General features: G+C 64.1%; 21 protein-coding genes. 16 read left to right on the top strand and 5 right to left on the bottom strand.

The features are described 5' to 3' along the window. Positions 1-67: 67 nt before the first annotated feature. A complete protein-coding gene (locus ACN5AZ_RS06895; protein WP_419428125.1) occupies positions 68-1,585 on the bottom strand; it encodes an MDR family MFS transporter in 1,518 nt (505 codons plus the stop codon). A gap of 172 nt (positions 1,586-1,757) precedes the next feature. On the opposite strand from ACN5AZ_RS06895, the gene ACN5AZ_RS06890 reads away from it, so the two are divergent. The 10 genes from ACN5AZ_RS06890 (at position 1,758) to pdeM (ending at position 15,297) form a co-directional block, all read left to right on the top strand. Beyond that, positions 1,758-2,363 (top strand): MarR family winged helix-turn-helix transcriptional regulator, encoded by a 606-nt coding sequence (locus ACN5AZ_RS06890; protein ID WP_419428124.1) that lies wholly within the window; start codon positions 1,758-1,760, stop codon positions 2,361-2,363. A 207-nt stretch (positions 2,364-2,570) separates the two neighbouring features. Beyond that, on the top strand, positions 2,571-3,929 hold the full coding sequence (gene xdhA / locus ACN5AZ_RS06885; RefSeq protein WP_419428123.1) for a xanthine dehydrogenase small subunit: 1,359 nt from the start codon (positions 2,571-2,573) through the stop codon (positions 3,927-3,929). Next, entirely contained in the window at positions 3,926-6,331 is a 2,406-nt protein-coding gene (gene xdhB / locus ACN5AZ_RS06880; RefSeq protein ID WP_419428122.1) for a xanthine dehydrogenase molybdopterin binding subunit, read from the top strand. Before xdhA ends, xdhB begins: the two co-directional genes overlap by 4 nt. A gap of 12 nt (positions 6,332-6,343) precedes the next feature. Further along, entirely contained in the window at positions 6,344-7,291 is a 948-nt protein-coding gene (gene xdhC, locus ACN5AZ_RS06875) for a xanthine dehydrogenase accessory protein XdhC (protein WP_419428121.1), read from the top strand. Next, positions 7,258-8,781, top strand: a complete 1,524-nt coding sequence (locus ACN5AZ_RS06870; RefSeq protein WP_419428120.1) for an ABC transporter ATP-binding protein — start codon at positions 7,258-7,260, stop codon at positions 8,779-8,781. Before xdhC ends, ACN5AZ_RS06870 begins: the two co-directional genes overlap by 34 nt. A gap of 42 nt (positions 8,782-8,823) precedes the next feature. After that, on the top strand, positions 8,824-9,909 hold the full coding sequence (locus ACN5AZ_RS06865) for an ABC transporter permease (protein ID WP_419428119.1): 1,086 nt from the start codon (positions 8,824-8,826) through the stop codon (positions 9,907-9,909). A gap of 31 nt (positions 9,910-9,940) precedes the next feature. Beyond that, positions 9,941-10,864, top strand: coding sequence for an ABC transporter permease (locus ACN5AZ_RS06860; protein ID WP_419428118.1), 924 nt, complete (start codon positions 9,941-9,943; stop codon positions 10,862-10,864). Between the two features lie 32 nt (positions 10,865-10,896). Further along, positions 10,897-11,970, top strand: coding sequence for a BMP family ABC transporter substrate-binding protein (locus tag ACN5AZ_RS06855; RefSeq protein WP_419428117.1), 1,074 nt, complete (start codon positions 10,897-10,899; stop codon positions 11,968-11,970). Positions 11,971-12,144: 174 nt separating this feature from the next. Beyond that, complete coding sequence (locus ACN5AZ_RS06850) at positions 12,145-14,568, top strand: ligase-associated DNA damage response DEXH box helicase (protein ID WP_419428116.1); 2,424 nt, start codon at positions 12,145-12,147, stop codon at positions 14,566-14,568. A 63-nt stretch (positions 14,569-14,631) separates the two neighbouring features. After that, positions 14,632-15,297 (top strand): ligase-associated DNA damage response endonuclease PdeM, encoded by a 666-nt coding sequence (gene pdeM, locus ACN5AZ_RS06845; RefSeq protein WP_419428115.1) that lies wholly within the window; start codon positions 14,632-14,634, stop codon positions 15,295-15,297. A gap of 108 nt (positions 15,298-15,405) precedes the next feature. Here the strand turns inward: pdeM and ACN5AZ_RS06840 are convergent, their stop codons facing one another. After that, positions 15,406-16,452, bottom strand: a complete 1,047-nt coding sequence (locus ACN5AZ_RS06840) for an aldo/keto reductase (RefSeq protein WP_419428458.1) — start codon at positions 16,450-16,452, stop codon at positions 15,406-15,408. Positions 16,453-16,638: 186 nt separating this feature from the next. Here ACN5AZ_RS06840 and ACN5AZ_RS06835 point away from each other — a divergent pair, with 186 nt between their 5' ends. Continuing rightward, on the top strand, positions 16,639-17,340 hold the full coding sequence (locus tag ACN5AZ_RS06835; protein ID WP_419428457.1) for an ImuA family protein: 702 nt from the start codon (positions 16,639-16,641) through the stop codon (positions 17,338-17,340). Here the strand turns inward: ACN5AZ_RS06835 and ACN5AZ_RS06830 are convergent. Then, entirely contained in the window at positions 17,243-17,791 is a 549-nt protein-coding gene (locus ACN5AZ_RS06830) for an REP-associated tyrosine transposase (RefSeq protein WP_419428114.1), read from the bottom strand. The two genes, ACN5AZ_RS06835 and ACN5AZ_RS06830, sit on opposite strands and share 98 nt — an antisense overlap. Positions 17,792-17,953: 162 nt before the next feature. Between ACN5AZ_RS06830 and metG the strand changes: the two genes are divergently transcribed. From metG to truB, 4 genes are all read left to right on the top strand, one after another. Further along, positions 17,954-19,666: a methionine--tRNA ligase gene (gene metG / locus ACN5AZ_RS06825; protein ID WP_419428113.1), complete on the top strand. Its 1,713-nt coding sequence runs from the start codon at positions 17,954-17,956 to the stop codon at positions 19,664-19,666. Positions 19,667-19,921: 255 nt separating this feature from the next. After that, the gene (locus ACN5AZ_RS06820) at positions 19,922-20,743 is read left to right on the top strand and encodes a LysR family transcriptional regulator (protein WP_419428112.1); all 822 of its coding nucleotides are present in this window, start codon (positions 19,922-19,924) and stop codon (positions 20,741-20,743) included. Positions 20,744-20,790: 47 nt separating this feature from the next. Further along, complete coding sequence (locus tag ACN5AZ_RS06815) at positions 20,791-22,164, top strand: MATE family efflux transporter (RefSeq protein ID WP_419428111.1); 1,374 nt, start codon at positions 20,791-20,793, stop codon at positions 22,162-22,164. A gap of 57 nt (positions 22,165-22,221) precedes the next feature. Continuing rightward, on the top strand, positions 22,222-23,130 hold the full coding sequence (gene truB / locus ACN5AZ_RS06810) for a tRNA pseudouridine(55) synthase TruB (protein ID WP_419428110.1): 909 nt from the start codon (positions 22,222-22,224) through the stop codon (positions 23,128-23,130). A gap of 6 nt (positions 23,131-23,136) precedes the next feature. Here truB and ACN5AZ_RS06805 read toward each other — a convergent pair whose 3' ends face one another. After that, positions 23,137-23,964 (bottom strand): alpha/beta fold hydrolase, encoded by an 828-nt coding sequence (locus ACN5AZ_RS06805; protein WP_419428109.1) that lies wholly within the window; start codon positions 23,962-23,964, stop codon positions 23,137-23,139. After that, the gene (locus tag ACN5AZ_RS06800) at positions 23,964-24,641 is read right to left on the bottom strand and encodes a haloacid dehalogenase type II (protein WP_419428108.1); all 678 of its coding nucleotides are present in this window, start codon (positions 24,639-24,641) and stop codon (positions 23,964-23,966) included. Before ACN5AZ_RS06800 ends, ACN5AZ_RS06805 begins: the two co-directional genes overlap by 1 nt. Before the next feature lie 168 nt (positions 24,642-24,809). On the opposite strand from ACN5AZ_RS06800, the gene ACN5AZ_RS06795 reads away from it, so the two are divergent. Further along, complete coding sequence (locus tag ACN5AZ_RS06795) at positions 24,810-25,238, top strand: FKBP-type peptidyl-prolyl cis-trans isomerase (protein ID WP_419428107.1); 429 nt, start codon at positions 24,810-24,812, stop codon at positions 25,236-25,238. Positions 25,239-25,271: the final 33 nt, after the last annotated feature.

Raw genomic sequence — 25,271 nt, 5'->3', positions numbered from 1 at the left:
GCTTGTCAGAACTGACAAACCGGCAGGAACGACGTGGGGATCACGTCGGGGGAGACACCTCAGACCGTCAGGCAGCGCCCAGCGGCAATTCACGCAAGCGTGTCGACATCAGACAGGCCAAAGCCGCCGCTGCGGCTGCCATCCAGAACACCGGATGCAGGGCCGCGCTGAACCCGTCCATCACGCGCAACTGCAGCTCTGGCGGCAGGGCGCGCAGGGTTTCGGCCCCAAGGGCGCGCAGCCCGCCCGCCGCTTCGGGCAGATGCGCGGCCAGATTGCGCGCCAGACCCGCGCTGAACACCGCCCCAAAGAATGCGGTGCCCAATGCGCCACCGATCAGCCGGAACATATTCGCGCTGGCGGTGCCCACACCCAACTGGCTGCGCGGGATCGCATTCTGGATCGCCGCTACACCGACAGAAAACACCGGCCCCAATCCCAGCCCCACCAGAACCAAGGTCGAGGCGATCAGCCACAGCGGGCTGTTTTGCGACAGGGTCGTCAGGCCCAGCATGGCCGCCGCCAGCAGCCCTGTCGACAGGGTCGGCATCAGCTTGTACCGCCCGGTTCGGGACATCACCCGCCCCGCCATCGTCGACGCAAAGATCAGCCCGCCCATCATGGGCACCAGAAACAGACCCGACGCCGTCGGAGAGACGCCTTTGACCACCTGCAAAAACAACGGCAGGAAGGTGATCGTGCCGAACATGCCCATCCCCACCAGAAAGCCGACCGCATTGACGACGACAAAGGTGTTGTTGCGAAACAGGCTCAGCGGCAGGATTGGCGCCTGCGCCCGTGTTTCCACACGAATGAACATCCCCAGCGCCGCCACCCCGGTCGCCGCCAAAGCCAAGACCGGCACACTGTCCCAGCCACCTGCCTCGGCCGCCGCATTGGGCAGCACCACGATGCAGGCCAACAGGCTGGCCAGCAGCGCGGCCCCCGCATAGTCAACCGGCTGCGTGTTGCCCTTAGAGCGCGCGGGCAAGGCCGTGCTCAGAATGACAAAGGCCAACAATCCCACGGGCAGGTTCACAAAAAAGATCCAGTGCCAGTTCCACGTCTGCACGATAAAACCACCCAGCAGCGGCCCCACGACCGTCGACACGCCAAAGGCCGCCCCCATCATGCCCTGCGCCATGCCCCGTTGTCGCGGCGGCAGCAGATCCCCCACGGTCGCCATGGAGGTCACAATCAGTGTCCCGGCCCCGAAGCCCTGCACCAGACGGCCTGCAATGACCTGCCCCATGCCCTGCGCCAGACCGCAGATAACCGCGCCGACGGTGAAAATCCCGATCCCCACCTGCAGCACCAACTTGCGCCCGTACATATCTCCCAGCTTTCCGGCCAGCGGTGCCGCCACGGTCGAGGCCAGAAGATAGGCCGTGATCACCCATGTGATGTGATCCATCCCCCCCAGATCCGCGACCATGATCGGCAAAGCCGTCGACACGATGGTCTGCCCCAGCGAGGCAAACAGCAAAGTTGCCGCAACGGCACCCAGAATCACGCGGGTTAAAGCGGGTTCAATTGCATCATTTGTTGCCGGATCAACGTCTGCGGCTGTTTCTGCCAGTGACATTCGTGAAAATCCTTGGATATCTTGCCGCAATCTTGCGCACTGAACGCAGCGTCGCCGTTACGGGCACGTTGATATGTGTAAGAGTTAAGGGTAGATATGTGCGAATGACAATTACATGTCAACGGCACGCAAGTAGAAGAGCAGGCGCGCCACCGCGCAGGGGATGTTGAAAATGGCAGAACGCGACGAACTGATGAAAGACAAGCTTGCTCCGGCGGGTGTGGACGCCGAGCACGCGCAGGCCGCGTTGGACATTGATGCCATTCTGCAGGTCTGGCGCCGCAAGGTGTTCAAGCGCGAGCTGGGCTATCGTGCCCTGTCGGAACTTGGTCTGCCGCTGGAACTGCCGCAACTGGACGTGCTGATGGCCGTCTGGGCCCCTGCCAATGAATTCGGCGAAGACGAGGGCACGGAAACCATGGTGTCGACCGTCGCCCAGCGCCTGCACATCGACCCCTCGCGCGCCTCGCGGGTCACGTCGGATCTGATCGGGCGCGGTTTTCTGCGCCGTGCTGTGTCACAGGCAGACGCCCGCCGCACCGTGCTGGAGCTGACCGACGAGGGTCTGCGCATCGTCGAAGCGGTGCGCACCTACAAATTCCTCGTGCTCGGAAGCTACCTGCAGGACTGGACCGCCGAGGAAATCGCCACCTTCATCCCGCTTCTGGCGCGCTTCAGCCACTGGTCCGAGGTCGCGGCCTGCCCCGGCGGCTTGGTGACCGAAGAAATCGCCAAATTGCGCACCGCCCTTGCCGATCTGGGAACAACCGCCGACTGACGCATAAAGCGCACAAAATTTGTGCGCCTGCCGCTGCGATACCGCGAAATTCAGGCAGTTTAAACTTGCCAAGGCGCGACCTCGCCCCGTAGCCTACGGGGCAACGGCAATCCGCGCGCCTTCTACGCCGCATCGAGGGCGCGCACGGCGGAACCACCCGTCGCAACAACATCTGCGTTGTTTCTGGTACTGCGGCGGGTTTGCTAAATGGATATCACCTTTCTTCTGAACGGAAGAGAAGTGTCCCTGTCGAACGTCTCCCCGACCCTGACTTTGCTGGACTGGCTGCGCGAGGATCGTGCGCTGTGCGGCACCAAGGAAGGCTGCAACGAGGGCGATTGCGGGGCCTGTACGGTTATGGTGACAGACGGGCACGGCGCGCGGACATTGAATGCCTGCATTCTGTTCATGCCCCAGTTGGACGGCAAGGCGGTTCGCACCGTCGAAGGCATCGCCGCCCCTGATGGCGCGCTCCACCCTGTGCAGGACGCGATGATTGCGCAACATGGGTCGCAGTGCGGCTTTTGCACGCCGGGATTTGTGGTGTCCATGGCGGTGGCGCATATGAACGGTGACGCCGCGCATGACGATGCGCTTGCCGGAAACCTGTGCCGCTGCACCGGCTATGCGCCGATCATCCGCGCCGCAGAGGCCGCCGCCGATCAGCCCGCGCCCGCGCATTTGCACGACACGCCGCCCGCCGCTGCGACAAACCAGTTTGCCCCCGACAGCGCCGATGCCTTGGCCCGCCTATACGCGGAACACCCCGACGCCACGTTGATTGCGGGGGCCACGGATGTGGGTCTGTGGGTGACCAAACAGATGCGCGATCTGGGCACGGTGATCTTCCTTAACCGCTGTGCCGACCTGCAAAACATCGACGTCACCGACGAGGCGATCACCCTTGGTTCAGGCGTGACCATGGACCGTATGCGCGACCTGATGGAGGATCATCACCCCGCCTATGCCGAGATGATCCGCCGCTACGGCTCCACCCAAGTGCGCAATGCCGCCACCATCGGCGGCAATGTGGCCAACGGATCGCCCATCGGGGACAACCCGCCTGCGCTGATCGCGCTCGGGGCTTCTGTGCACCTGCGCCATGGCGACGCGCGCCGCACTCTTCCCATTGAGGATTTCTTTGTCGATTACGGCAAACAGGACCGCGCGCCCGGCGAATTTGTCGAGGCCATCAGCATCCCCCGCCAGCCGGACCGGTTGCGGGTTTACAAGCTGTCGAAACGGTTTGATCAGGACATCTCGGCGGTGTGCGGCGCCTTCAACATCACTGTCACCGACGGCACGGTCAGCGCCGCGCGCATCGCCTTTGGCGGCATGGCTGGCATTCCGAAACGCGCCACCCACGTCGAGGCGGCGATCACCGGACAGCCCTGGACCGACGAGACGCTGATCAACGCGTGGCAGGCATGGGAGCGCGATTTCCAGCCCCTGTCCGATATGCGCGCCTCTGCCGACTACCGGATCACCGCCGCCTGCAATATGTTGTCGCGGGTGCTGCTAGAGGATCTGGGCGCAACCGCCAGCGTGCTGGAGGTTCAGCCATGAGCATTCGCAAACCCCTGCCCCATGATTCCGCGAAGCTGCATGTCACGGGGGCCGCGCGGTATCTTGACGATATTCCGCTGCCCGCCTCGGCCCTGCATCTGGCCTTTGGCCTGTCGCCGATCGCCCGTGGGCGGATCGTGTCGATGGATCTGGACGCGGTGCGCGCCGCAGAGGGCGTCGTGCAGGTCTGGGAGGCCCACGATCTGCCGTCGGATTGCGATTGCTCGCCGTCCATGCATGACGAGCCGTTGCTGAGCGACGGGACGATCCACTATCAGGGCCAGCCGCTGTTTCTGGTCGCCGCAACCAGCCACGCCGCAGCCCGCCGCGCCGCGCGTCTGGCGCAGATCGAGACGGAGGCAGAGACCCCCATCCTGACCATTGAACAGGCACTGGAGGCGAACAGCCGCTTCGAGGACGGGCCGGTGGTCTGGTCTCGTGGGGATGCGGCGCAGGCCATCGCAGACGCCCCCTACCGGATCGAAGGCACCATCGAGATGGGCGGGCAGGAACATTTCTACCTTGAAGGCCAAGTGGCCGCAGCCCTGCCGATGGATGACGGCGGGCTGCATGTGCACAGCTCGACCCAGCACCCCTCGGAGATCCAGCATAAGGTGGCCCACGCGCTGGGGCTGTCGATGCACGACGTGCGGGTGGAAACCCGGCGCATGGGTGGCGGCTTTGGCGGCAAAGAAAGCCAGGGCAACGCGCTGGCCATCGCCTGCGCGGTGGTGGCCAAGGCTACGGGCCGCGCCGCCAAGATGCGCTATGACCGCGACGATGACTTCATCATCACCGGCAAACGTCATGATTTCCGCATCACCTATACGGTGGGGTTCGACGATGAGGGGCACCTGCTGGGCGTGGACTTTGGCCATTACACCCGCTGCGGCTGGGCGCAGGATCTGTCGCTGCCGGTGGCTGACCGTGCCATGCTGCATGCGGACAATGCCTATCACCTGCCAGCTGTGCGCATCGAAAGCCACCGGCTGAAAACCAACACCCAGTCCGCCACCGCCTTTCGCGGGTTTGGCGGGCCTCAGGGTGTGCTGGGCATCGAACGGGTGGTCGATCACGTCGCGCACGAGCTGGGTCTTGACCCGCTGGAGGTGCGCCGCCGCAACTACTATGCCGCGCAGCCGCCCCTTCCCCATGACTCGCCTGCCCCGCAGGCCGAACTTCCCGACCCGCGTGCCGATCAGACCTCGCGCGGGGCGCAGGGCGATCTGCCCGACGGGCCCATTCCGGCCACGCCGGACGGTGTGCAGACCACACACTATGGCCAGCCGGTCGAAGGCTTCATCCTGCATGAGCTGACAGAGAAGCTGGCCACCAGCAGTGACTACCGCGCCCGTCGCACCGCAATTGCAGAGTGGAACGCGCAAAACCCGATCCTGAAACGCGGCATCGCGCTGACCCCCGTGAAATTCGGGATTTCGTTTACGCTGACCCATCTCAATCAGGCGGGCGCCTTGGTCCATGTCTACCACGACGGGTCCATCGCGATGAACCACGGCGGCACCGAGATGGGACAGGGGCTGTTCCAGAAGGTCGCGCAGGTGGCCGCGCAGGTGTTCGGCGTGTCGATGGATGTGGTGCGCATCACCGCCACGGACACCGCCAAAGTGCCCAACACCTCTGCCACGGCGGCAAGCTCCGGCGCGGACCTGAACGGCGCGGCAGTGGCGCAGGCCTGTGCCAAGATCCGCAACCAGATGGCCGCGCATCTCGCAACGCTTTACGGTGGCGCGGCCACGGATGTGCAGTTCGCCCAGAACGAGGTGCGCGTCGGTGACACCACGCTCAGCTTTGCCGAGGCCGCCGCCCTGTGCCATCAGGGCCGTGTCAGCCTGTCCGCGACAGGATTCTACAAAACGCCCGATATCTCTTGGGACCGCAAAGCCGGTCAGGGCCGCCCGTTCTATTATTTCGCGCACGGGGCCGCCTGTACAGAGGTGGTCATCGACACGCTGACCGGCGAGAACCGCATTTTGCGCAGCGATGTGCTGCACGATTGCGGCCAATCGCTGAACCCGGCGCTGGACCGTGGCCAGATCGAAGGCGGCTACGTCCAAGGCGCGGGCTGGCTGACCACCGAGGAGCTGGTCTGGGACAATGCGGGGCGGCTGCGCACCCATGCGCCCTCGACCTACAAGATCCCCGCCTGTTCCGACCGGCCCGACATTTTCAACGTGGCGCTGTGGGATGACCCCAGCCCGGTGCCCACGATCTATCGGTCCAAAGCTGTGGGCGAGCCGCCCTTTATGCTGGGCATCTCGGCCTTTCTGGCGCTGTCGGATGCGCTGCGGGACTGTGGCCCGGCCTATCCTGCGCTGCACGCCCCCGCCACGGCGGAACGGCTGCTGATGGCGGTGCGCGATCTGCGCGTCACAAGTGTCTGACGGGGGCGGGGCATGAGCTTTGATCTCGATCGCCTGCGGGCGGCAGTTGCCGCCCATGGCACCGTCGCGCGCGTCGTCGTGGCTGACACTGCCGGATCCACCCCGCGCGAGGTGGGCGCGTCCATGCTGGTCTGGCGCGATGCGACCGGACGGCTGGCGCAATCCGGCACCATCGGAGGCGGCGCGCTCGAACTCGACGCCATGGAACACGCGTTCACCCGAAACGGCCTGACCCGACATCCGCTGGGCCCCGATCTGGGGCAATGCTGCGGCGGGGCGGTGACGCTGCTGACCGAACGGTTCGACACAAGCACCCTGCCCGATGGGACGGCCCCCTTTGCCCGCGGTGTGGGCGAGAAGCCGCTGTCCGTGCACCGGCTGCTGGATCGCGCCCGGGGACAGGGCCAGCCCCCCGCCCCGCAACTGTGCGACGGCTGGATGGTGGAGCCGATCAGCACGCCCACCCGCCAGATCTGGATCTGGGGGGCCGGTCATGTGGGCCGCGCACTGGTATCTGTGCTGCACCCGCTGCCCGATCTGGCCATCACATGGGTTGATACCGCGCCGGACCGCTTTCCCGATGACATCCCCGCAGGCGTCAACATCGTCCCTACCGCCGATGCCGCGCTTTTGATGACCCATGCCCCTGAAAATGCGGAACATTTGATTCTCACCTACAGTCACACGCTGGATCTGGCGCTTTGTGCTGCGGCCTTATCGCGGGGCTTTGCCTTCTGCGGATTGATCGGCTCGGACACCAAAAAGGCGAGATTTACCCGACGCTTGCGCGCTATGGGTCACAGTGATGCTGAAATCGCACGCATATGCTGCCCAATTGGGCAAAAACATCTGGGCAAGGTGCCTCAGGCCATTGCCATCGGCGTCGCCGGACAGATACTCAGCCGCCACACAGAGGAGAGCCAATCGTGGACAGCCCCCTTCTCCGCCTCGACGGCCTGACCAAAGCCTACCCCGGCGTGATTGCCAACGACCGCGTGTCCTTTGACATCGGGCGTGGCGAGATTCACGCCCTGCTGGGGGAAAACGGCGCGGGCAAGTCCACCTTGGTCAAAATGATTTACGGTCTGGTTAAGCCCGACAGCGGCCAGATGCTGCTGGATGGCTCCGACTTCTCTCCTGCCAAACCGTCCGAGGCCCGCGCCAAGGGCGTCGCCATGGTGTTCCAGCATTTCTCGTTGTTCGATGCGCTCAGCGTGGCGGAAAACGTGGCGCTTGGCATGGAAACCCCGCCGCCGATGCGCGATCTGGCCCGCCAGATCCGCGAGGTGTCGGAAACCTACGGGCTGCCGCTCGACCCGTCGCGCACCGTGGGCACCCTGTCCGCAGGCGAACGCCAGCGGGTCGAGATCATCCGCTGCCTGCTGCAGGACCCGCGCCTGCTGATCATGGACGAGCCGACATCTGTGCTGACCCCGCAAGAGGTCGATATCCTGTTCGAGACCCTGCGCAAGCTGCAGTCCGAAGGCACCTCGATCCTGTATATCTCTCACAAGCTCGAAGAAATTCGCGCCCTGTGCGATCACGCCACGATCCTGCGGCTGGGCAAGAACGTGGGCACCTGTACCCCGCGCGAAACCACCGCACGCGAAATGGCAGAATTGATGGTCGGCACCAGCTTTGCCACGCCGGTCGCGCGCACCACTGCCAAGGGGGATGTTCTGCTGGAAGTGCGCGGGCTGTCCCTGCCCGCCCCCGGTGCCTTTGGCACGCCGCTGCGCGACGTGTCCTTTCAAGTGCGCGCGGGCGAGGTTCTGGGCCTCGGCGGTGTGGCCGGCAACGGGCAGGACGAGCTGCTCGACACCCTGTCCGGGGAACGGCTTGCCCCCGCAGGAACGGTCCATTTCAAAGGCAGCGACATCAGCCGACAGGGGCCCGCTTCGCGTCGTCAGAACGGCTTGCTCAGCGGCCCCGAAGAACGGCTTGGCCATGCGGCGGCACCGGATATGAGCCTGACGGAAAACGGGTTTCTCACAGCGGCCTCGCGCAAGGACCTGCTGCGCGGCGGGTTCATAAACTGGGCGCGGGCCCGCAGCTTTGCCGAGGAGGTGATCGCCGAATTCGACGTGCGCACCCCCGGCGCGGGCACCGCAGCGCGCGCGCTGTCGGGCGGCAACCTGCAGAAATTTGTGGTGGGTCGTGAAATCCAGCAAAGACCGGATGTTCTGGTGCTGAACCAGCCCACATGGGGCGTGGATGCGGCGGCGGCGGCCTTTATCCGGCAGGCCATTCTGGATGTGGCCGCCCGTGGCGGTGCCGTTGTGGTGATCTCGCAGGATCTTGATGAGCTGCGCGAGGTGTCGGACAATTTTGCCGCCCTGAACGAGGGCCGCCTGTCCGCGATCCGCCCCATGGCCAATCTGGATCTCGACCAGATCGGCCTGATGATGGGCGGTGCCCACGATATGGAGGTGGCCCATGTGGACGCCTGACCGCGCCTTTGACGCAGCCCCCCTGACGACCGGAGCTTTCGCATGATCCGCCTAGAGAAACGCCCCCAGCCGTCGCGCCTGTGGTCTGCCCTGACCCCGGTGATTGCGGTGGTGCTGACCATGATCGTGGGCGGGCTATTGTTCGCAGCCCTTGGCGCCAACCCCTTTGAGGCGATCCGCACCCTGTTCTGGGACCCGCTGTTCCACCCGCAATTCGCGGGCTATTCGCGCCCGCAACTGCTGGTCAAAGCCGCGCCGCTGATCCTGATTGCCATCGGGCTGTCCATCGGCTTTCGCGCCGGAGTGTGGAACATCGGGGCCGAAGGCCAGTATATCATGGGCGCGATTTGCGGCGCGGGGGCCGGTCTGGCGCTGTACCCCTCTGACAGCGTGCTGCTGTTCCCGATGATGATTCTGGCGGGGGCTTTGGGCGGCTGGGCCTGGGGGATGATCCCCGCGTTGCTGAAAACCCGCCTTGGCACCAACGAAATCCTTGTCTCCTTGATGCTGGTTTACGTGGCCGAGACCATTCTGGGCTCTGTGTCGACGGGCCTTTTGCGCAACCCCGAAGGCATGGGCTTTCCCGGGTCGCGCAACTTCAAACAATGGGATGCGGCCCATAACGGCGAGCTGATTGCCAACACCGGCGCCCATTGGGGTGTGATCGCGGCCTTCATCGCGGTGATCTTTGCCTATGTGCTGCTAAGCCGCCATATTCTGGGCTATCAGGTGCGCCTGACCGGCGAAGCCCCCCGCGCAGCACGGTTTTCCGGCGTAAATCCCACGCGCATGGTACTGTTTTGCCTTGGTCTGTCAGGCGCGCTGGCAGGGATGGCGGGCCTGTTCGAGGTCACCGGCCCCGCAGGCCAGATCAGCATCGATTTCAATTCGGGCTATGGCTTTACCGCGATTATCGTGGCCTTCTTGGGCCGCCTGAACCCTATCGGCATTCTGCTGGCAGGGCTTTTGATGGCGCTGACCTATATCGGCGGCGAGCTGGCGCAGTTGATGTTGTCCCTGCCCGCCGCGGCCATCCAGCTGTTCCAAGGCATGCTGTTGTTCTTCCTTTTGGCGATGGACGTCTTTACCAATTTCCGCATCCGTTTCGGTCAGGGGGCAAAGACATGATCCCCACGCTTGTTGTTCAGGAGGTCGCGCGATGGACCTGAGTTCGATCAATCCGATCCTTCTGGTGGCCTCGATCATGGTGTCCGCCACGCCCATTCTGTTCGCCGCCATCGGCGAGATGGTGGTGGAGAAATCCGGCGTGCTCAATCTGGGCGTCGAGGGCATGATGATCACCGGCGCTGTGATCGGCTTTGCCATTGCGATCAACACAGGCTCGCCGCTGTTGGGCTTTGTGGGGGCGGCCTGTGCCTCGGCGGTTTTGTCGCTGTCCTTCGGGCTGCTGACCCAGTTCCTGCTGTCCAACCAAGTGGCCACGGGTCTGGGGCTCACGCTGGTGGGGCTGGGCCTGTCGAGCCTGATCGGCAAGCCTTATGAAGGCATGAAATCCCCCACCCTGCCCAAACTGGACCTTGGACCGCTGTCGGATCTGCCCGTGGTCGGGCGCATGCTGTTCAGCCATGACGTGATGGTCTACGTCTCGCTGGTGCTGGTCGCGGCCACATGGGCCTTTTTGAAATACACCCGCGCCGGTCTGATTCTGCGCGCGGTGGGCGAAAGCCACGACAGCGCCCATGCGCTTGGCTACAAAGTGGTGCGCATCCGTTTGGCGGCCATCTGTTTCGGCGGCGCCTGCGCGGGGCTCGGCGGGGCCTACCTGTCGCTGGTGCGCGTGCCGCAATGGACCGAAGGCATGACCGCAGGCGCGGGCTGGATCGCGCTGGCGCTGGTGGTCTTTGCCTCGTGGCGGGCGGGCCGTGTGCTGGTGGGTGCCTATCTTTTCGGCGGTGTCACCGTGCTGCAGCTGAACCTGCAGGCGGCGGGCGCCGATGTTCCGGTCGCGCTCTTGTCGGCCTCTCCGTATCTCATCACCATCCTTGTGTTGGTGCTGATCTCTGCCGTGGGACGCCATGGCGCGCCGGCCTCGCTGGGGCGTCCGTTCCACGCATCTTCTTAACGACCAATAACAAAACCTTAGGGAGTTCTACCATGCAACGACGTACTCTACTGGCTTCTGCCGCACTGGCCTTTGGCCTTGGCACCGCAGCCTTCGCCCAGGATCCGGTGACCGCCGGCTTCATCTACGTTGGCCCCGTGGGCGACGGCGGCTGGACCTACGAGCACGATCAGGCCCGCCTGAAAGTCGAAGCCGAACTGGGCGACAGCGTCAAAACCATCTATCAGGAATCCGTGCCCGAAGGTGCAGACGCCGAACGCGCGATCACCCAGATGGCCCTGTCCGGCGCGGACATCATCTTTACCACGTCGTTTGGCTACATGGATCCGACCATCGCCGTGGCCGAGAAATTCCCGGACGTGAAATTCGAGCACGCCACCGGCTACAAGACCGCAGACAACGTGTCCGTTTATTCGGCACGTTTCTATGAAGGTCGCGCCATCCAAGGCCACATCGCGGGCAAGATGACCAAGACCAACAAGATCGGCTACATCGCCTCCTTCCCGATCCCCGAGGTCATCCGCGGCATCAACTCTGCCTATATCCACGCCAAGAAAGTGAACCCCGATGTCGAATTCTCGATCATCTGGGCCTACACATGGTTCGACCCGGCCAAAGAAGCGGACGCCGCCAAGGCGCTGATCGAAAACGGTGCCGACGTGATCCTGCAGCACACCGATTCCACCGCACCGCAGGCCGCCGCCAAGGAAGCCGGCAACGTCATCACCTTTGGTCAGGCATCCGATATGGCCGACTACGCCCCGCTGCCGCGCGTGTCCTCGATCATTGATGACTGGGGCCCCTACTACATCGACCGCGTCAAAGCGGTGATCGACGGCACCTGGGAGAGCAAGAGCACATGGGACGGGATCGGCGCAGGCATGGTCGGCATCGGTGAGATCACCGACGCGGTCCCCGCTGACGTCAAAGAAGAAGCGCTGGCCATGAAAGAGGCCATTGCGTCGGGTGAATACCACCCCTTCACCGGCCCGCTGAACAAGGCGGACGGCTCCGTCTGGCTGGCCGAAGGCGAGACCGCATCGGACGGCGATCTGGCGGGCCTGAGCTTTTACGTCGAAGGGCTGGACGCGGAAATCCCGCAGTAAGACCTTTTTCGGTTATGAACAGGGACCCTCGCGCTGCGGCGCGGGGGTCTTTTCGTATCTGGCGTCCCGTTTGAGGAGACGTGAGCGCATAGGTATTTGGACCAAGGAAAAGCACCCATGTGGTGTGACAGCAGCCGGGGTCGTTTTCTTGTTTGATGCGCCTATCTATGGCCAATGACAGAATTGCCCCCCCCTTTGCGCGATTGGTTTGACCGGCGCGGCTGGTCGCTGCATCCGCACCAGCGTGAGATGCTGGAACGTGGTGACGCAGCGCAGCTTTTGCTGATCGCGCCCACGGGCGGCGGCAAGACGCTGGCCGGTTTTTTGCCGACGCTGGCTGAGCTGACCGAGGCCCCGCGTGCGGGTCTGCATACATTGTATATATCGCCGCTGAAGGCCTTGGCCGCCGATATCCGGCGCAATCTTTTGATTCCCATCGAAGAGGCGGGTTTGCCGATCCGGGTGGAGGATCGAACAGGGGATACGCCATCCTCGCGCAAGCGGCGGCAGCGCGCCGATCCGCCGAACATTTTGCTGACAACGCCGGAATCGCTGGCGCTTTTGACCTCTTACGAGGATGCGGCGCGCACATTTGCCGGTGTGGAGCGGGTGGTGATCGACGAGATCCATGCGCTGGCGGAGTCAAAGCGGGGCGATCAGCTCATGCTGGCCTTGGCGCGGCTGCACTCCATGGCGCCGGGGTTGCGGCGCGTGGGGCTGTCGGCCACGGTCGAGGATCCGGAGGCCATTGCGCAGTTGATGTCATTTGGATCCGCGCAGACCGAGATCCTGCATGCAGACCCCGGCCCCGATCCCGACATTGCGATGCTGAAAACGGAAGCTGCTCCGCCTTGGTCCGGGGGCGGGGCAGCTTATGCCATTCCGGCGGTGCTGGAACAGGTCAAGCGGCACAAGACCACTTTGATCTTTCACAACACCCGCGCGCAGGCAGAGATCTTTTTCCACAATCTGTGGCTCGCTAATGAAGAGGCGCTGCCGATCGGTATCCATCACGGGTCGTTGGATCGCGGCCAACGTGAAAAGGTCGAGGCTGCTATGGTTTCTGGCGATCTGCGGGCGATTGTCTGTACGGGATCGCTTGATCTGGGGATTGACTGGGGCGATGTGGATCTGGTCATTCAGGTGGGCGCGCCCAAGAACGTGAAACGATTGGTGCAGCGCATCGGGCGGGCGAACCATCGCTACAATGCCCCCTCCAAAGCCTTGCTGGTTCCGGCCAACAGGTTCGAGATCGTGGAATGTGTCGCGGCATTGGAGGCGGTGAAAGCGCATGATCTGGATGGCGCGCCGCGCGGGCCCGGCCCGCGTGATGTGCTGTGCCAGCATATTCTGATTGCGGCGGCCTCGGGGCCGTTTGAGGCCGATGATCTCTATGCAGAGATGTCGGCGGCAGGGCCATATCGCGGGTTGCAGCGGGCGGAATTCGACGACTGCCTGCAGTTTTGTGCCACCGGCGGCTATGCCTTGCGGGCCTATGACCAGTGGCAGCGCTTGTTACAGCGCCCAGACGGGCTGTGGCAGCTGCGCGATCCGCGATCCGCTGTCCGCATCCGGCAGAATATCGGGACGATTCAGGACACGGATACGCTGAAAGTGCGCTGGCGTGGACGCGGCGGGGCGCCTTTGGGTGAGATCGAGGAAGGCTTTGCAGCGCAGCTGACGCGCGGGGATACCTTTTTGATTGGCGGGCAGATCGTGCGCTATGAGGGGCTGCGCGAGTTGGTGGTGGAGGTCAGCCGCGATGCGCAGAAAAAGCCCAAAATCGCGACGTTTATGGGCACCAAATTCGCGACCTCCACACAGCTGTCGGACCGGATCTTGCGGATGTTCCAGCAGGAGGACTGGCCGCAACTGCCGCAGCACACCGCAGATTGGCTGGCGTTGCAGCGCACACGCTCGCACTTGCCACAGCCGGGGCGGTTGCTGATCGAGAGCTTTCCGCATGAGGGCCGCGAGCAGATGGTGGTCTATGGCTTTGCCGGGCGCAACGCCATGCAGACGCTGGGGCTGTTGCTGACCAAGCGGATGGAGGAGATGGGGCTGGCACCGATGGGGTTTGTGGCGACAGATTATGCGGTTCTGATCTGGGGGCTGGATGCGGTCGTCGATCCACGTCCGCTGTTTGATGTCCATGCGTTGGAGGACGGGTTGGACGGCTGGCTGGCGGGCAATGCGGTGATGAAACGGACCTTTCGGGCGTCGGCCACCATTGCAGGGCTGATCGAACGGCAGGTCGGCGGGCAGCGCAAAACCGGGCGGCAGGCGACCATGTCATCGGACATTCTGTATGACACATTGCTGAAATACGACCCTGATCATCTGCTGATGCAGATCACCCGCGAGGAAGCCATGCGCGGTCTGGTCGATTTTGCCCGTATCCGCGAGATGTGCGAACGGGTGGGGGATCGGATCGACCATGTGCGGCTGGACCGCGTGACCCCGCTGGCCGCTCCGCTGTTTTTAGAACCCGGCCGGGTGCCGGTGCGCGGCAGCGCCGAGGAGAGGCTGCTGGAGGAAGAGGTCACCCGTCTGCTCGATGAAAGCGGATTGGCGCAGGTTGTTGCGACGGCCAAGTGATGGCGGGTGGCTTACCGGCGCAGCACCCTTGCGGGTCGGGTGCTCGGGTGGCAAAGACAAACCATGAACACGCATGATTTCACTTTTGCCGGTGCTGCGCTGCGGGCGTTGCCCTCGGGCGGGTTATACTGGCCGGATATGCGTTTGCTGGTGGTGTCGGACCTGCATCTTGGCAAATCGGCCCGGCTGTCAGCCGTTGGTGGCGCGCAGCTGCCGCCCTATGAGGTCCGCGCCACGCTGGAGCGTCTGGACCAAGATCTGGAGGCCACGGGCGCGGCACAAGTGCTGTGTCTGGGGGACAGTTTCGACGCGGTCGGTCTGGACCGCTGCCTGCCCGAGCAGGATCTGCTTTGGCTGCAACGCTTGCAGGCCGGGCGGCGCTGGACGTGGATCACGGGAAACCACGATCCGGGGCCGCTGGACCTGAAGGGCGCGCATCTGGCAGAGCTGGCGCTGGCGCCATTGGTGTTTCGTCATATCGCCGCCGATCATCCGCAGGGCGAGGTGTCCGGTCACTACCACCCCAAACTGCGATTGCCGCTGAAGGGGATGTCGGTGACGCGGCCCTGTTTCCTGTATGACCGGAACAGGCTGATCTTGCCCGCTTATGGGGCGTATACCGGCGGACTGTTCAGTCATGACGCGGCGCTGTGTCGTCTGTTGTCGCCTGACGCCTGTGCGATCCTGACCGGCCCGCGCCCCATGGCCGTTCCCATGCGCCGGAGCTGAGCGGTCCGTGGGGGTTTCACACCCCCACACCCCCGTGAGGTATTTTGACCAAGAAAAAACAAGGCCGTGGGCTGCGCCCGTCGTGACATGAGACGGGCGCAGCACCGTTCAGTAGGGCATCGGGTGGTCTTTGTGCGCGGCATCGATCGCGGCCAGCACATCGTCGGACAGGGTGATGTCTGCGGCAGGCAGAAGCTGTTCGAGCTGTGCAGTGGTGGTTGCGCCAAAGATGGTCGAGGCCACAAAAGGTCTGCGGGCCGACCACGCCAGTGCCATCTGTGCGAGATCAAGCCCTGCGTCTGCCGCGATTTTGGCGTAGGCGTCGACCGCCGGGAAAACCCTGTCGGATTTGCGGCCACCGAGGTTGCCGTTCAGCGACATGCGCGAACCTTCGGGGACGGCGCCGTTTTGGTATTTTCCGGTCAGCAGCCCCGCCCCGAGTGGGGAGTAAGGCAGCAGGCTTACGTCTTCGTAGACCATCATTTCGGCCAGATCCGTGTCCGCCATGCGGCACAGCAGGGAATATTCGTTTTGCATGGACGCGACACGCGGACCGCCGACACGTTCCGCCGCGTCGAGCCACATCTTTGTGCCCCATGCGCTGTCATTGGAGAGGCCGAAGTGGCGAATGGTGCCACGTTCGACCTCGGCCTGAAGCGCGCCGAGGCAGTCTTCGATATCCGCTTTGACCTGATCGTAGGTCCAGCCTGATGCGGCGGGGGTGTAGGTCCAGTTCTTGCGGAACATAAAGCTGCCGCGATTGGGCCAGTGGAACTGGTAGAGGTCGATGTAGTCGGTTTTGAGGCGCTTGAGGTTTTGCTCGATCGTGGTGCGGATCGTTTTCGAGGAGATCGGTGCGCCGTCGCGGGCAAAGCTGCCTTCGCCGGAGTGTTTCGTGGCCAAGATCCAGTCCGAGCGGCGGCCGGTCTTTTCAAACCAGTCGCCGATGATGATTTCGGTGTTGCCCATGGTTTCCTTGGCCACCGGGTTCACCGGGTACATCTCTGCGGTATCCATGAAGTTGATACCGGCATCATAGCTGCGTTCGATCTGGGCAAAGGCGTCTTCGGGCGGGGTTTGATTGCCGTAGGTCATCGTCCCAAGGCACAGTTCAGAGACCATCAGGCCGGTGCGGCCCAGCGGGTTCATTTTCATCGCGGATGTCCTGCTGTTCATGCGTTCGGCGCATACTGGCCAGAAGTCCGGGAAAGCGCAAGCAAAGGGGTGCTATTGGCATGGGGGTCCCACGCACACATTGAGAACATAATGCGAACATGTTATGGGATTCGCATGACACCGGATGCTTTGCTTTCTCGTAAATCCCATCAGTCCAGGCCCGCTGTGGCCCTGGCCGAGGGCGTGAGCTTTGCGCTGGCGCGGGTGCATGAGCTGTGTGGCGGCGCGCGGCGCACGCTGGCTTTGCAATTGGCGGCGCGGGTGCTGGGGCACAGGCCTGCGCCCGTGATCTGGATCCTCCCCGAGCATGTGAGCACGCGCCTGACTGCGACCGGTGTGCAGCCCATTGTCGCGGCGGGACAGTTGCTGTTTGTGCGCCCTGTGCGGGCGCAGGATGTGCTTTGGGCGATGGAGGAAGCGCTGAAAGACGGGGCAGCGCCTGTGGTTGTGGCCGAGATGGACAGCCCGCCCGGCATGACCCCTGTGCGGCGTCTGCATCTGGCGGCGGAAGCGGGCGCACGGGTCGAAGGGGCCGCGCCTTTGGGGTTGATCCTGACGCCGGATCGGGGGGGCGCGCCGGGGATCGAGACACGCTGGTCCTGTGATCCCGCGCATATGTCGGAGGCTACGGGGTGGCGTCTGGAACGGCTGCGCGCCCGCATGCTGCCCCCCAAGGTCTGGTTGTGGACCGGTCATGCTTTGCGCGACTGGCCCTTTGGCGCGGGGCCTCTGCCCGTTCAGGCGGGGCACAGCCCCGCCCTACGAAATGTCACCGCGCAACCGGGAGCCCCCTATCGCTATCTCCCCCGTCGCCTGCCTGCGACGAAGCAAGATGGCACCCCTGTCGATGCCCGGCAAAGCTGCTGAACGGCCAGTCCTCGGCCTGCCGGACAAGCCCTGCACGCACAGGAGCCACGCGGCAAAGGTGCATATGGTGGGCGAGATCGTCGGGACCTCTGATATGATGTTCCCAGAACCGGTTTTGCCAGACCCGCCCCTCGGCCCCAGACGCATCATGGCGTAGGTCGGGGCTGTGCCCCGACGCGGTCGCGCGCAGGGACCGGGTGAAACGCGCCTTTATCGCCCCCCAGCGCAGCCCATAGGCGCAATCCCCGTCCGGCAGCCGCCAGATGGCATGCATCCGATCCGGAAGCACCACCCAGGCCACCACCTGTACCGGTCTGTCCCGCAGCGTGCGGCCCACGGCCCACCGCAAGGTATCGATCTCGCGCACCAAAAGGTCATCCCCCCGCCGCGCCAGACAGACCTCGAAATACACCAGCCCGCCTGCAATATAGCGTCTACGATATCGCGGCATCCCCTGTTCCCGTCTCATTCGCCGGACTCAAGATGCGCGGTCATGGTAAACAGGGGCCTAATCAACGTCCCGACACCGCCGGTCCACGAAATCCGCGCTACCCACTGGCAACGGGCGTGGCTCTCGGGTATTCCCTCGCGCAAACCTGAAAAGGATGTCCGAATGGCCCGCCACCTCATCACCTCTGCAATTCCCTACATCAACGGCATCAAGCATCTGGGCAACCTCGTGGGCAGCCAGCTGCCTGCGGATCTGTATGCCCGATACCTGCGTGCCCGTGGCCACGAGGTTCTGTACCTTTGTGCCACGGACGAACACGGCACACCGGCCGAGCTGGCTGCGGCCAAAGCGGGCAAGCCGGTCGCGGAGTACTGCGCCGAGATGCACGAGGTCCAGGCGCGCATCGCCGAAGGGTTCCGCCTGTCGTTTGACCACTTCGGGCGGTCGTCGTCCGAGGCGAACAAAACCTTGACCCAACATTTTGCAAAGGTGCTCGACGAACAGGGGCTGATCCGCGAAGTGTCTGAAACACAGATGTATTCCCACGCGGACGGGCGTTTCCTGCCGGATCGTTATATCGAGGGCACCTGCCCCAACTGCGGCTTCGACAGTGCCCGCGGCGACCAATGCGACAACTGCACAAAGCAGCTGGACCCGGTTGACCTGATCAACCCGCATTCGACGATTTCCGGCTCGACCGAGCTGGAGATGCGCGAGACCAAGCATCTGTATCTTGCCCAGTCGCAGATGAAAGACCGGCTGGAAGAATGGATCGACACCCGCGAAGGGTGGCCGGTGCTGACCACCTCGATTGCCAAGAAATGGCTCAACGACGGCGACGGGCTGCAGGATCGTGGCATCACCCGTGATCTGGATTGGGGCGTTCCTGTAATGAAAGGCGACGCACCTTGGCCCGGCATGGAAGGCAAGGTGTTCTACGTCTGGTTCGATGCCCCGATCGAATACATCGCCTGCGGTCAGGAATGGGTCGACGCGGGCAAGGGCACCGATTGGGAACGCTGGTGGCGCACCGACAAGGGCGCGGATGACGTGCGCTACACCCAGTTCATGGGCAAGGACAACGTCCCCTTCCACACCCTGTCCTTCCCGGTGACGATCCTTGGCAGCGGCGAGCCGTGGAAGCTGGTGGATTACATCAAATCCTTCAACTACCTGAATTATGACGGCGGGCAGTTCTCCACCTCTCGTGGCCGTGGCGTCTTCATGGATCAGGCGTTGGAAATCCTGCCCGCCGACTACTGGCGCTGGTGGCTGCTATCCAATGTCCCCGAGACCTCGGATTCCGAGTTCACGTGGGAGCATTTCCAGCAGGGCGTGAACAAGGATCTGGCGGATGTGCTGGGCAACTTTGCCAGCCGTGTGACGAAATTCTGTCGCTCCAAGTTCTCCGAGGCTGTGCCCGCAGGCGGCACCCCCGGTGCGCGCGAGGAACAGTTGATCGCCGATCTGACCGCCAAGATCCGCGAATACGAAGGCCATATGGAGGCCATCGAAATCCGCAAAGCCGCAGCCTCCTTGCGCGCTGCATGGGTGCTGGGCAACGAATACCTGCAAGAGGTCGCGCCTTGGTCGACGTTCAAGACGGACCCCGAACAGGCGGCGATGCAGATCCGCCTCGCCCTGAATATGATCCGCCTTTATGCGGTGATTTCTGCCCCGTTCATCCCCGATGCTTGCGCTGATCTGCGCCGCTGCATGGGGTCGGACGATGACAACTGGCCCAGTGATGTGGCCGCTGCCTTGCAGGTCATGCCCGAAGGCCACGCCTTTACCGTGCCGGATGTGACCTTCCGCAAGATCACCGATGCGGAACGGGAAGAATGGCAGGAACGCTTCGCGGGCACACGCAGCTGAACCGCGCCGCCCGTCGGCCCATAACGCGCGCTTTCAGGCGCAACCAGAACCGGCGGCGCGCCCAGCGCCGCCGACTTGCTATGCGGGCGGCGATAAGCTGCCTTTCCAAGGACCGGCAGGGCGCTGCGCCCGTGCCACCCAAAACGAGAAGCGGAGAGGTCATGGTTTCACTTTCGTTACAGGTTGCGCGAAGTTCCCTCATGATCCGTTGGAAATCGCTTGGCGGATAGCTGACAAAGCGGCAATCTGGGTTTCATGGATGAAACCCCCAGCCTTGATGATCTGGCGCTCTTTCTGACTGTTGCGCGCGCGGGTTCCCTATCGGTCGCCGCCAGAGAGACCGACACGCCCCTGCCCACCCTGTCACGCCGTATGGCGCGGCTGGAACGGGCCATCGGGCGCACGTTGTTCACGCGCGGCCCCTCCGGCTACAGCCTGACCGCAGAAGGCCACAGCCTGTCGCGCCGCGTGGCCGATCTGGCAGAGGTGCAGCAGGCCGCCCGCCAATGGGTGCAGCAGGGCCAAGGCCCCCTGCCCGTGCGCATCACGGCAGGTTTCTGGACCTCGCGCCATCTGGCCCAGACCATGACGCCTGATCATTCGGCCCTGTGGCGGCCCGCATTTGTGCCCTCGAATGCGGATCTCGACCTTGCGCGGCGCGCGGCAGACATCGGCATCCGCAACCGCCCGCCAGACAGCACGCGGCTGGCCCGCCAACGCCTGCGCCGCATCGACTATGCGATCTATGCCATCTCCGACGGGGTCGCGGATTACGTGGGGCTGCCTGATACGGTTGCCTCGACACCCTCGCAACGATGGCTGCGCGCCACCCATGGCGACCGGATCACCACCACCGCCAGCGACCCGCGCCTGTGTCTCGATCTTGCACTGGCGGGGTTCGGCCGCATCGTATTGCCCACCTTTGCCGGTGACGCCGAAGACGGATTGCAGCGCCAGTCCGATGCTATACCCGAGCTGTCCCATGACGAATGGCTGGTGTCGCACAGCAATGCCCGCCACGACCCGCCCATCCGCGCCGCGCTGGACGCCATCCAAGCGGTCTTTGCCCGGCGCTAAGCCGCTGCCCGCTTGCCTTTGCGGCATCTCGGCCCATTTCCGGCGTCATGGCTGATCGCAATTTGAACAAAGGCCCCGTGGGCCGTGCGCTGTGGCGCGTCTCGGCTCCGATGAGCCTTGGCATCCTTGGCACCTTGTCGGTGGGGCTGGCGGATGCGGCCTTTCTGGCGCGCGCTGGTCAGGCCGATCTGACGGCGGTGGGCTACATCTACCCCGTCACCGTGGCCCTGACGTCGCTAAGCATTGGATTGGGTGCAGGGACATCCGCCGTCGTCAGCCAAGCGCTTGGCCGCGAAGGAGATGACGACGCCCGCGCCGCGCGATTGGCCCTGCATGCCATGATCTTTGCCACCGCATTGGGGATGCTCGTGGCTGTGGTTTTTTGGCTGACGGCGCCGATCATCTACGGCGCGATGGGCGCATCGGGCGAGATCCTTGATAAGGTGTTGGCCTATGTGCCGTGGTGGTGCGCGTCCTTTCCATTCATGGTGGCAGGCATGGGTCTGAACGCCGTTTTCCGCGCGGGCGGTGAAAGCCATATCTCCGCCACTGTGATGTTGTCGCAATCCCTGATCAACATCGCCGTCACGCCCCTCTTCATTTTCGGCTGGGGCATGATCCCCGCTCTGGACACCGAAGGCGCGGCCATTGGCACGTTCATCGCACGGGCTTTGGGGCTTGGCGGGTTGCTGGTGTTTTCGCTGTACAGCGGGCGGCTGTCGGTGTCGCGGTCCTGCCTGACGGGGCTGCGTGACAGCCTGACCCGGATTGCCAAGATCGGCGGGCCTGCCGCGGCCTCCAACGCCATCAACCCACTGGGCCTGTCGCTGGTGACGGCGGCGGCTGCCACCTTGGGCGATGCGCAGGTCGCAGGCTTCGGGGCGGCCACCCGTGTGCAATCGCTGCTGTTCGTTCCCATGCTGGCGCTGTCGGCAGGCATCGGGCCGGTGGTGGGTCAGGCATGGGGCGCGGAAAAGCGCGACCGGGCGCAGGATGCCACCCGCCTGACGTTCCTGAGCTGCGTCATTTACGGGGCCGGACTGGCGGCGGTGCTGATGCTGGCCGCGCCATGGCTGGCCCATCTGATGACCGACGGCAGCGACGCCGCTGCCTATGCCACGCAGTATCTGCGCTGGGGGGCACTGGGGTTCTTTGGCTACGGTATTCTGGTGACGGCCAATGCCGCGATGAACGCCTGCGACCGCGCTTTGTGGTCCATGGGGCTGTCTGCCTCGCGCATTGCGGTGGTCTATGTGCCGCTGGCATGGCTGGGCGCGCAAATCGCGGGCTTTGCCGGGATCGTGTCGGCCTTTGTCGCGGCAAATCTATGGGCCGTAGCCGGAGCGCTCTACCTGACCCGCCGCGCGGGCATCCTGCGGCTAGAGCCGCCCACCACAGGCGCACAGCCAACCGCCGATTGACAGGGCAGCCGCACCTTGCTACGCCGCGCGCCGCATCACACATGGGGACAGACAGACATGGCACGCAAGCGTAAGGGCCGCGATATTTCCGGCTGGCTGATCGTCGACAAGCCGGCGGGCATCACGTCGACCGCCGTGGTCAACAAGGTCCGCTGGGCCATGGACGCCAAAAAGGCAGGCCATGCAGGCACGCTTGACCCCGAGGCGACCGGCCTGCTGGCGGTGGCCCTGGGCGAGGCCACAAAGACCGTCCCCTACATCACAGACGCGCTCAAGGCCTATTCCTTTGTTGTGCGCTGGGGGCAGGCCACCAACACCGACGACACCGAGGGCGAGATCATCGCCACCTCGGATCTGCGCCCCTCTGACGACGAGATCAAGGAAGCCTTGCACGGGTTTGTCGGTGACATCATGCAGGTGCCGCCACAGTTCTCTGCGGTCAAGATCGACGGCGAGCGCGCCTATAAACGTGCCCGCGACGGCGAAGAGATGGAGCTGGCCGCTCGTCCGCTGTTTGTCGAATCCCTGCTGCTGAGCGACCGCCCCGATGCCGACACCGCTGTTCTGGAAATGACCTGTGGCAAGGGCGGCTACGTGCGGTCCATCGCGCGCGATCTGGGGGCGGCGCTGGGGTGCCATGCCCATGTGCTGACGCTCCGCCGCGTCTGGTCCGGCCCCTTTGATCTGGACGGCGCGGTGACCATTGAACAGATCGACGCGCTGGCCAAGACGCCGGATCTGGACGCTTTCCTGAAACCGCTGGAGCTGGGGCTGGACGATCTGCCCGAATTGCGCTGCACCCCCGAGGGCGCGGTGCGTCTGAAAAACGGCAACCCCGGCATGGTGCTGGCCTCCAACGTCGAATACGGCGACGAGGCATGGGCCAGCCTTGACGGCAAACCCATTGCGGTTGGCCGCTTCAAGGCGGGCGAGCTGCACCCCAGCCGCGTGTTCAACCTCGACTAAAGCGGCTCAGCCCTGCGCGCCCATGGCCGCCAGCCAGTCGCGCAAGGCCGTCAGGCTCTCCGGCTCGTCAAGAAACGGGATATGGCCGCGATCTGGCACCTCTGTCGCGATGGCATCTGGCCTGCGCGCGCGCATCTCGGCAAAGGTCTCGGGTGCCAACAGGTCAGAGTTTGCGCCACGGATCATGGCCAGCGGCAGCCCCTCCAGCGCGTCAAAGAACGGCCAAAGGTCGGGCGCAGGTTGCGCACCGCCGCCCAACACGGCGTCGCGCAGTTTCGGATCATAGGTCAGCGCCAGACCGTCCTGCGTGACGGCGAACAGGCGCGCGGCCTCTTCCATCCAGCGGCTGTCGGGCAGCCGGAAGCCCGTCATATGCGCCTTGCGATAGGCTGCGACCTGTTCCAGCGCCTCGAAAGCCGGCGGTTTGCCGAGGTAGTTCTTGATCACATCCAGACCGGCGTCGGCGATCTCTGGCCCGACGTCATTCAGACATACGCCAAGCAGCCGGTCCCGCGCGGCAAAAGCCAGCCCCATGGCAATCAGCCCCCCGCGCGAGGTGCCCAGCACCGCCGCCCGCGCCACCCCGAGATGGTCGAGCAATTCGATGGCATCGCGTCCCTCGACCGGAATGGTGTAGGTCTCATAAGGCGCCCAGTCCGACTGCCCCCGCCCGCGGTAATCCATCCGGATCAGCCGCACCTGCGACAGATGCGGGGCCACGAAATCGAAATCCCGCCCATCGCGCGTCAGACCCGCCAGACATAAAACCGGCAGGCCCGCCCCCTCATCGGTGTAATGGATCGACACCCCGTCAGAGCTGGTAAAGCGCGGCATCAGACAAGCTCCGCTATAGCGTTAAGGTCGGCGACCACATGCGCAGGCTGCGCCATGAGCCGGTCCACCGGAAGGCCGTTGCGATTGACCCATGCCGTTTCAAACCCGTAGGCCTGCGCCCCTGCGATGTCCCATCCGTTGGACGACACGAACAACACATCCGAAACGGCGCAGCCCATCCGCTGTGTCACCAGATCATAGACAATGCGCGCGGGTTTGAATGTGGTGACGCTTTCAACGCTGATCACCTCTTCGAGGAACGACCCAACCCCCGAGGACTCCACCGCCCCCTCCAGCATATCCTTGCTGCCGTTGGACAAGATCGCCGAGCGCAGGCCCGCCGCCTGCAGCCGCGCCAGAACAAAGGGCGCTTCTTTGTAAGCAGGCAATTCCCAATACAGCGCCAGCAGCCGTTCGCGCAGTTCCAGATCCTCGCTCAGGCCTGCGCGCTCCATCGCCCAGTCCAGCCCGTCCTGCGTGACCTGCCAGAAAGACACGTAATCGCCGGTCACCGCGCGCAGCCACGAATACTCCAGCTGTTTCGCCCGCCAATCCGCCGCGATCTGTGGCCAGACCTGCGCCAACGCGTCCCGGCCCGGCTCATCTGCGGCGACCCGCGCGGCCGCCGCCACATCGAACAGCGTTCCATAAGCGTCGAATATGCAAACCTTGGCCATCGGGCTCCCCTTCCCTGAAAACTCTGCCGACCCTAGGCGCAATTTGTCCCGATTGGCCACCTTGTTTGCAATCCGGCCCCGCAATCCCTAGGTTACGGGCGAGCCTCAGAGCACCCGGCATATGCACCGGCCTCTGCAAACCCTTTTCCCGACAGACAGGATACTTTCATGACGCAGGTTAAATCCGGCGATACCGTTCGCCTTCACTACACCGGCACGCTTTCCGACGGGTCCGAATTCGACAGCTCGCGCGAGCGCGATCCGCTGGAATTCGAAGTCGGCTCCGGCCAGATCATCCCCGGTCTCGACAAGGCCATCCCCGGCATGACCGTGGGCGACACCAAAAAGGTCGAGATCCCCGCCGTCGAAGCTTACGGTGAACCCGATCCGCAGGCCCGCCAGGACGTGCCGCGCGCGGAAATCCCCGACGATATCCCGCTGGAGGTTGGCCTGCAGCTGCAGGTGCAGACCCAGACCGGTCAGGTCATGCCCGTGACCGTGCATGAAGTCAGCGAAGAAACCGTCACGCTGGATGCGAATCATCCGCTGGCCGGCAAGGACCTGACCTTTGACATCGAACTGGTGTCCATCGCCTGAACGCCTGTCGCCCTAGGCGACATAAGGTGACAT

The organism is Sagittula sp. SSi028, from assembly GCF_048553715.1.
GTDB lineage: Bacteria > Pseudomonadota > Alphaproteobacteria > Rhodobacterales > Rhodobacteraceae > Sagittula.
This window is presented reverse-complemented; position numbering and strand designations above follow the sequence as displayed.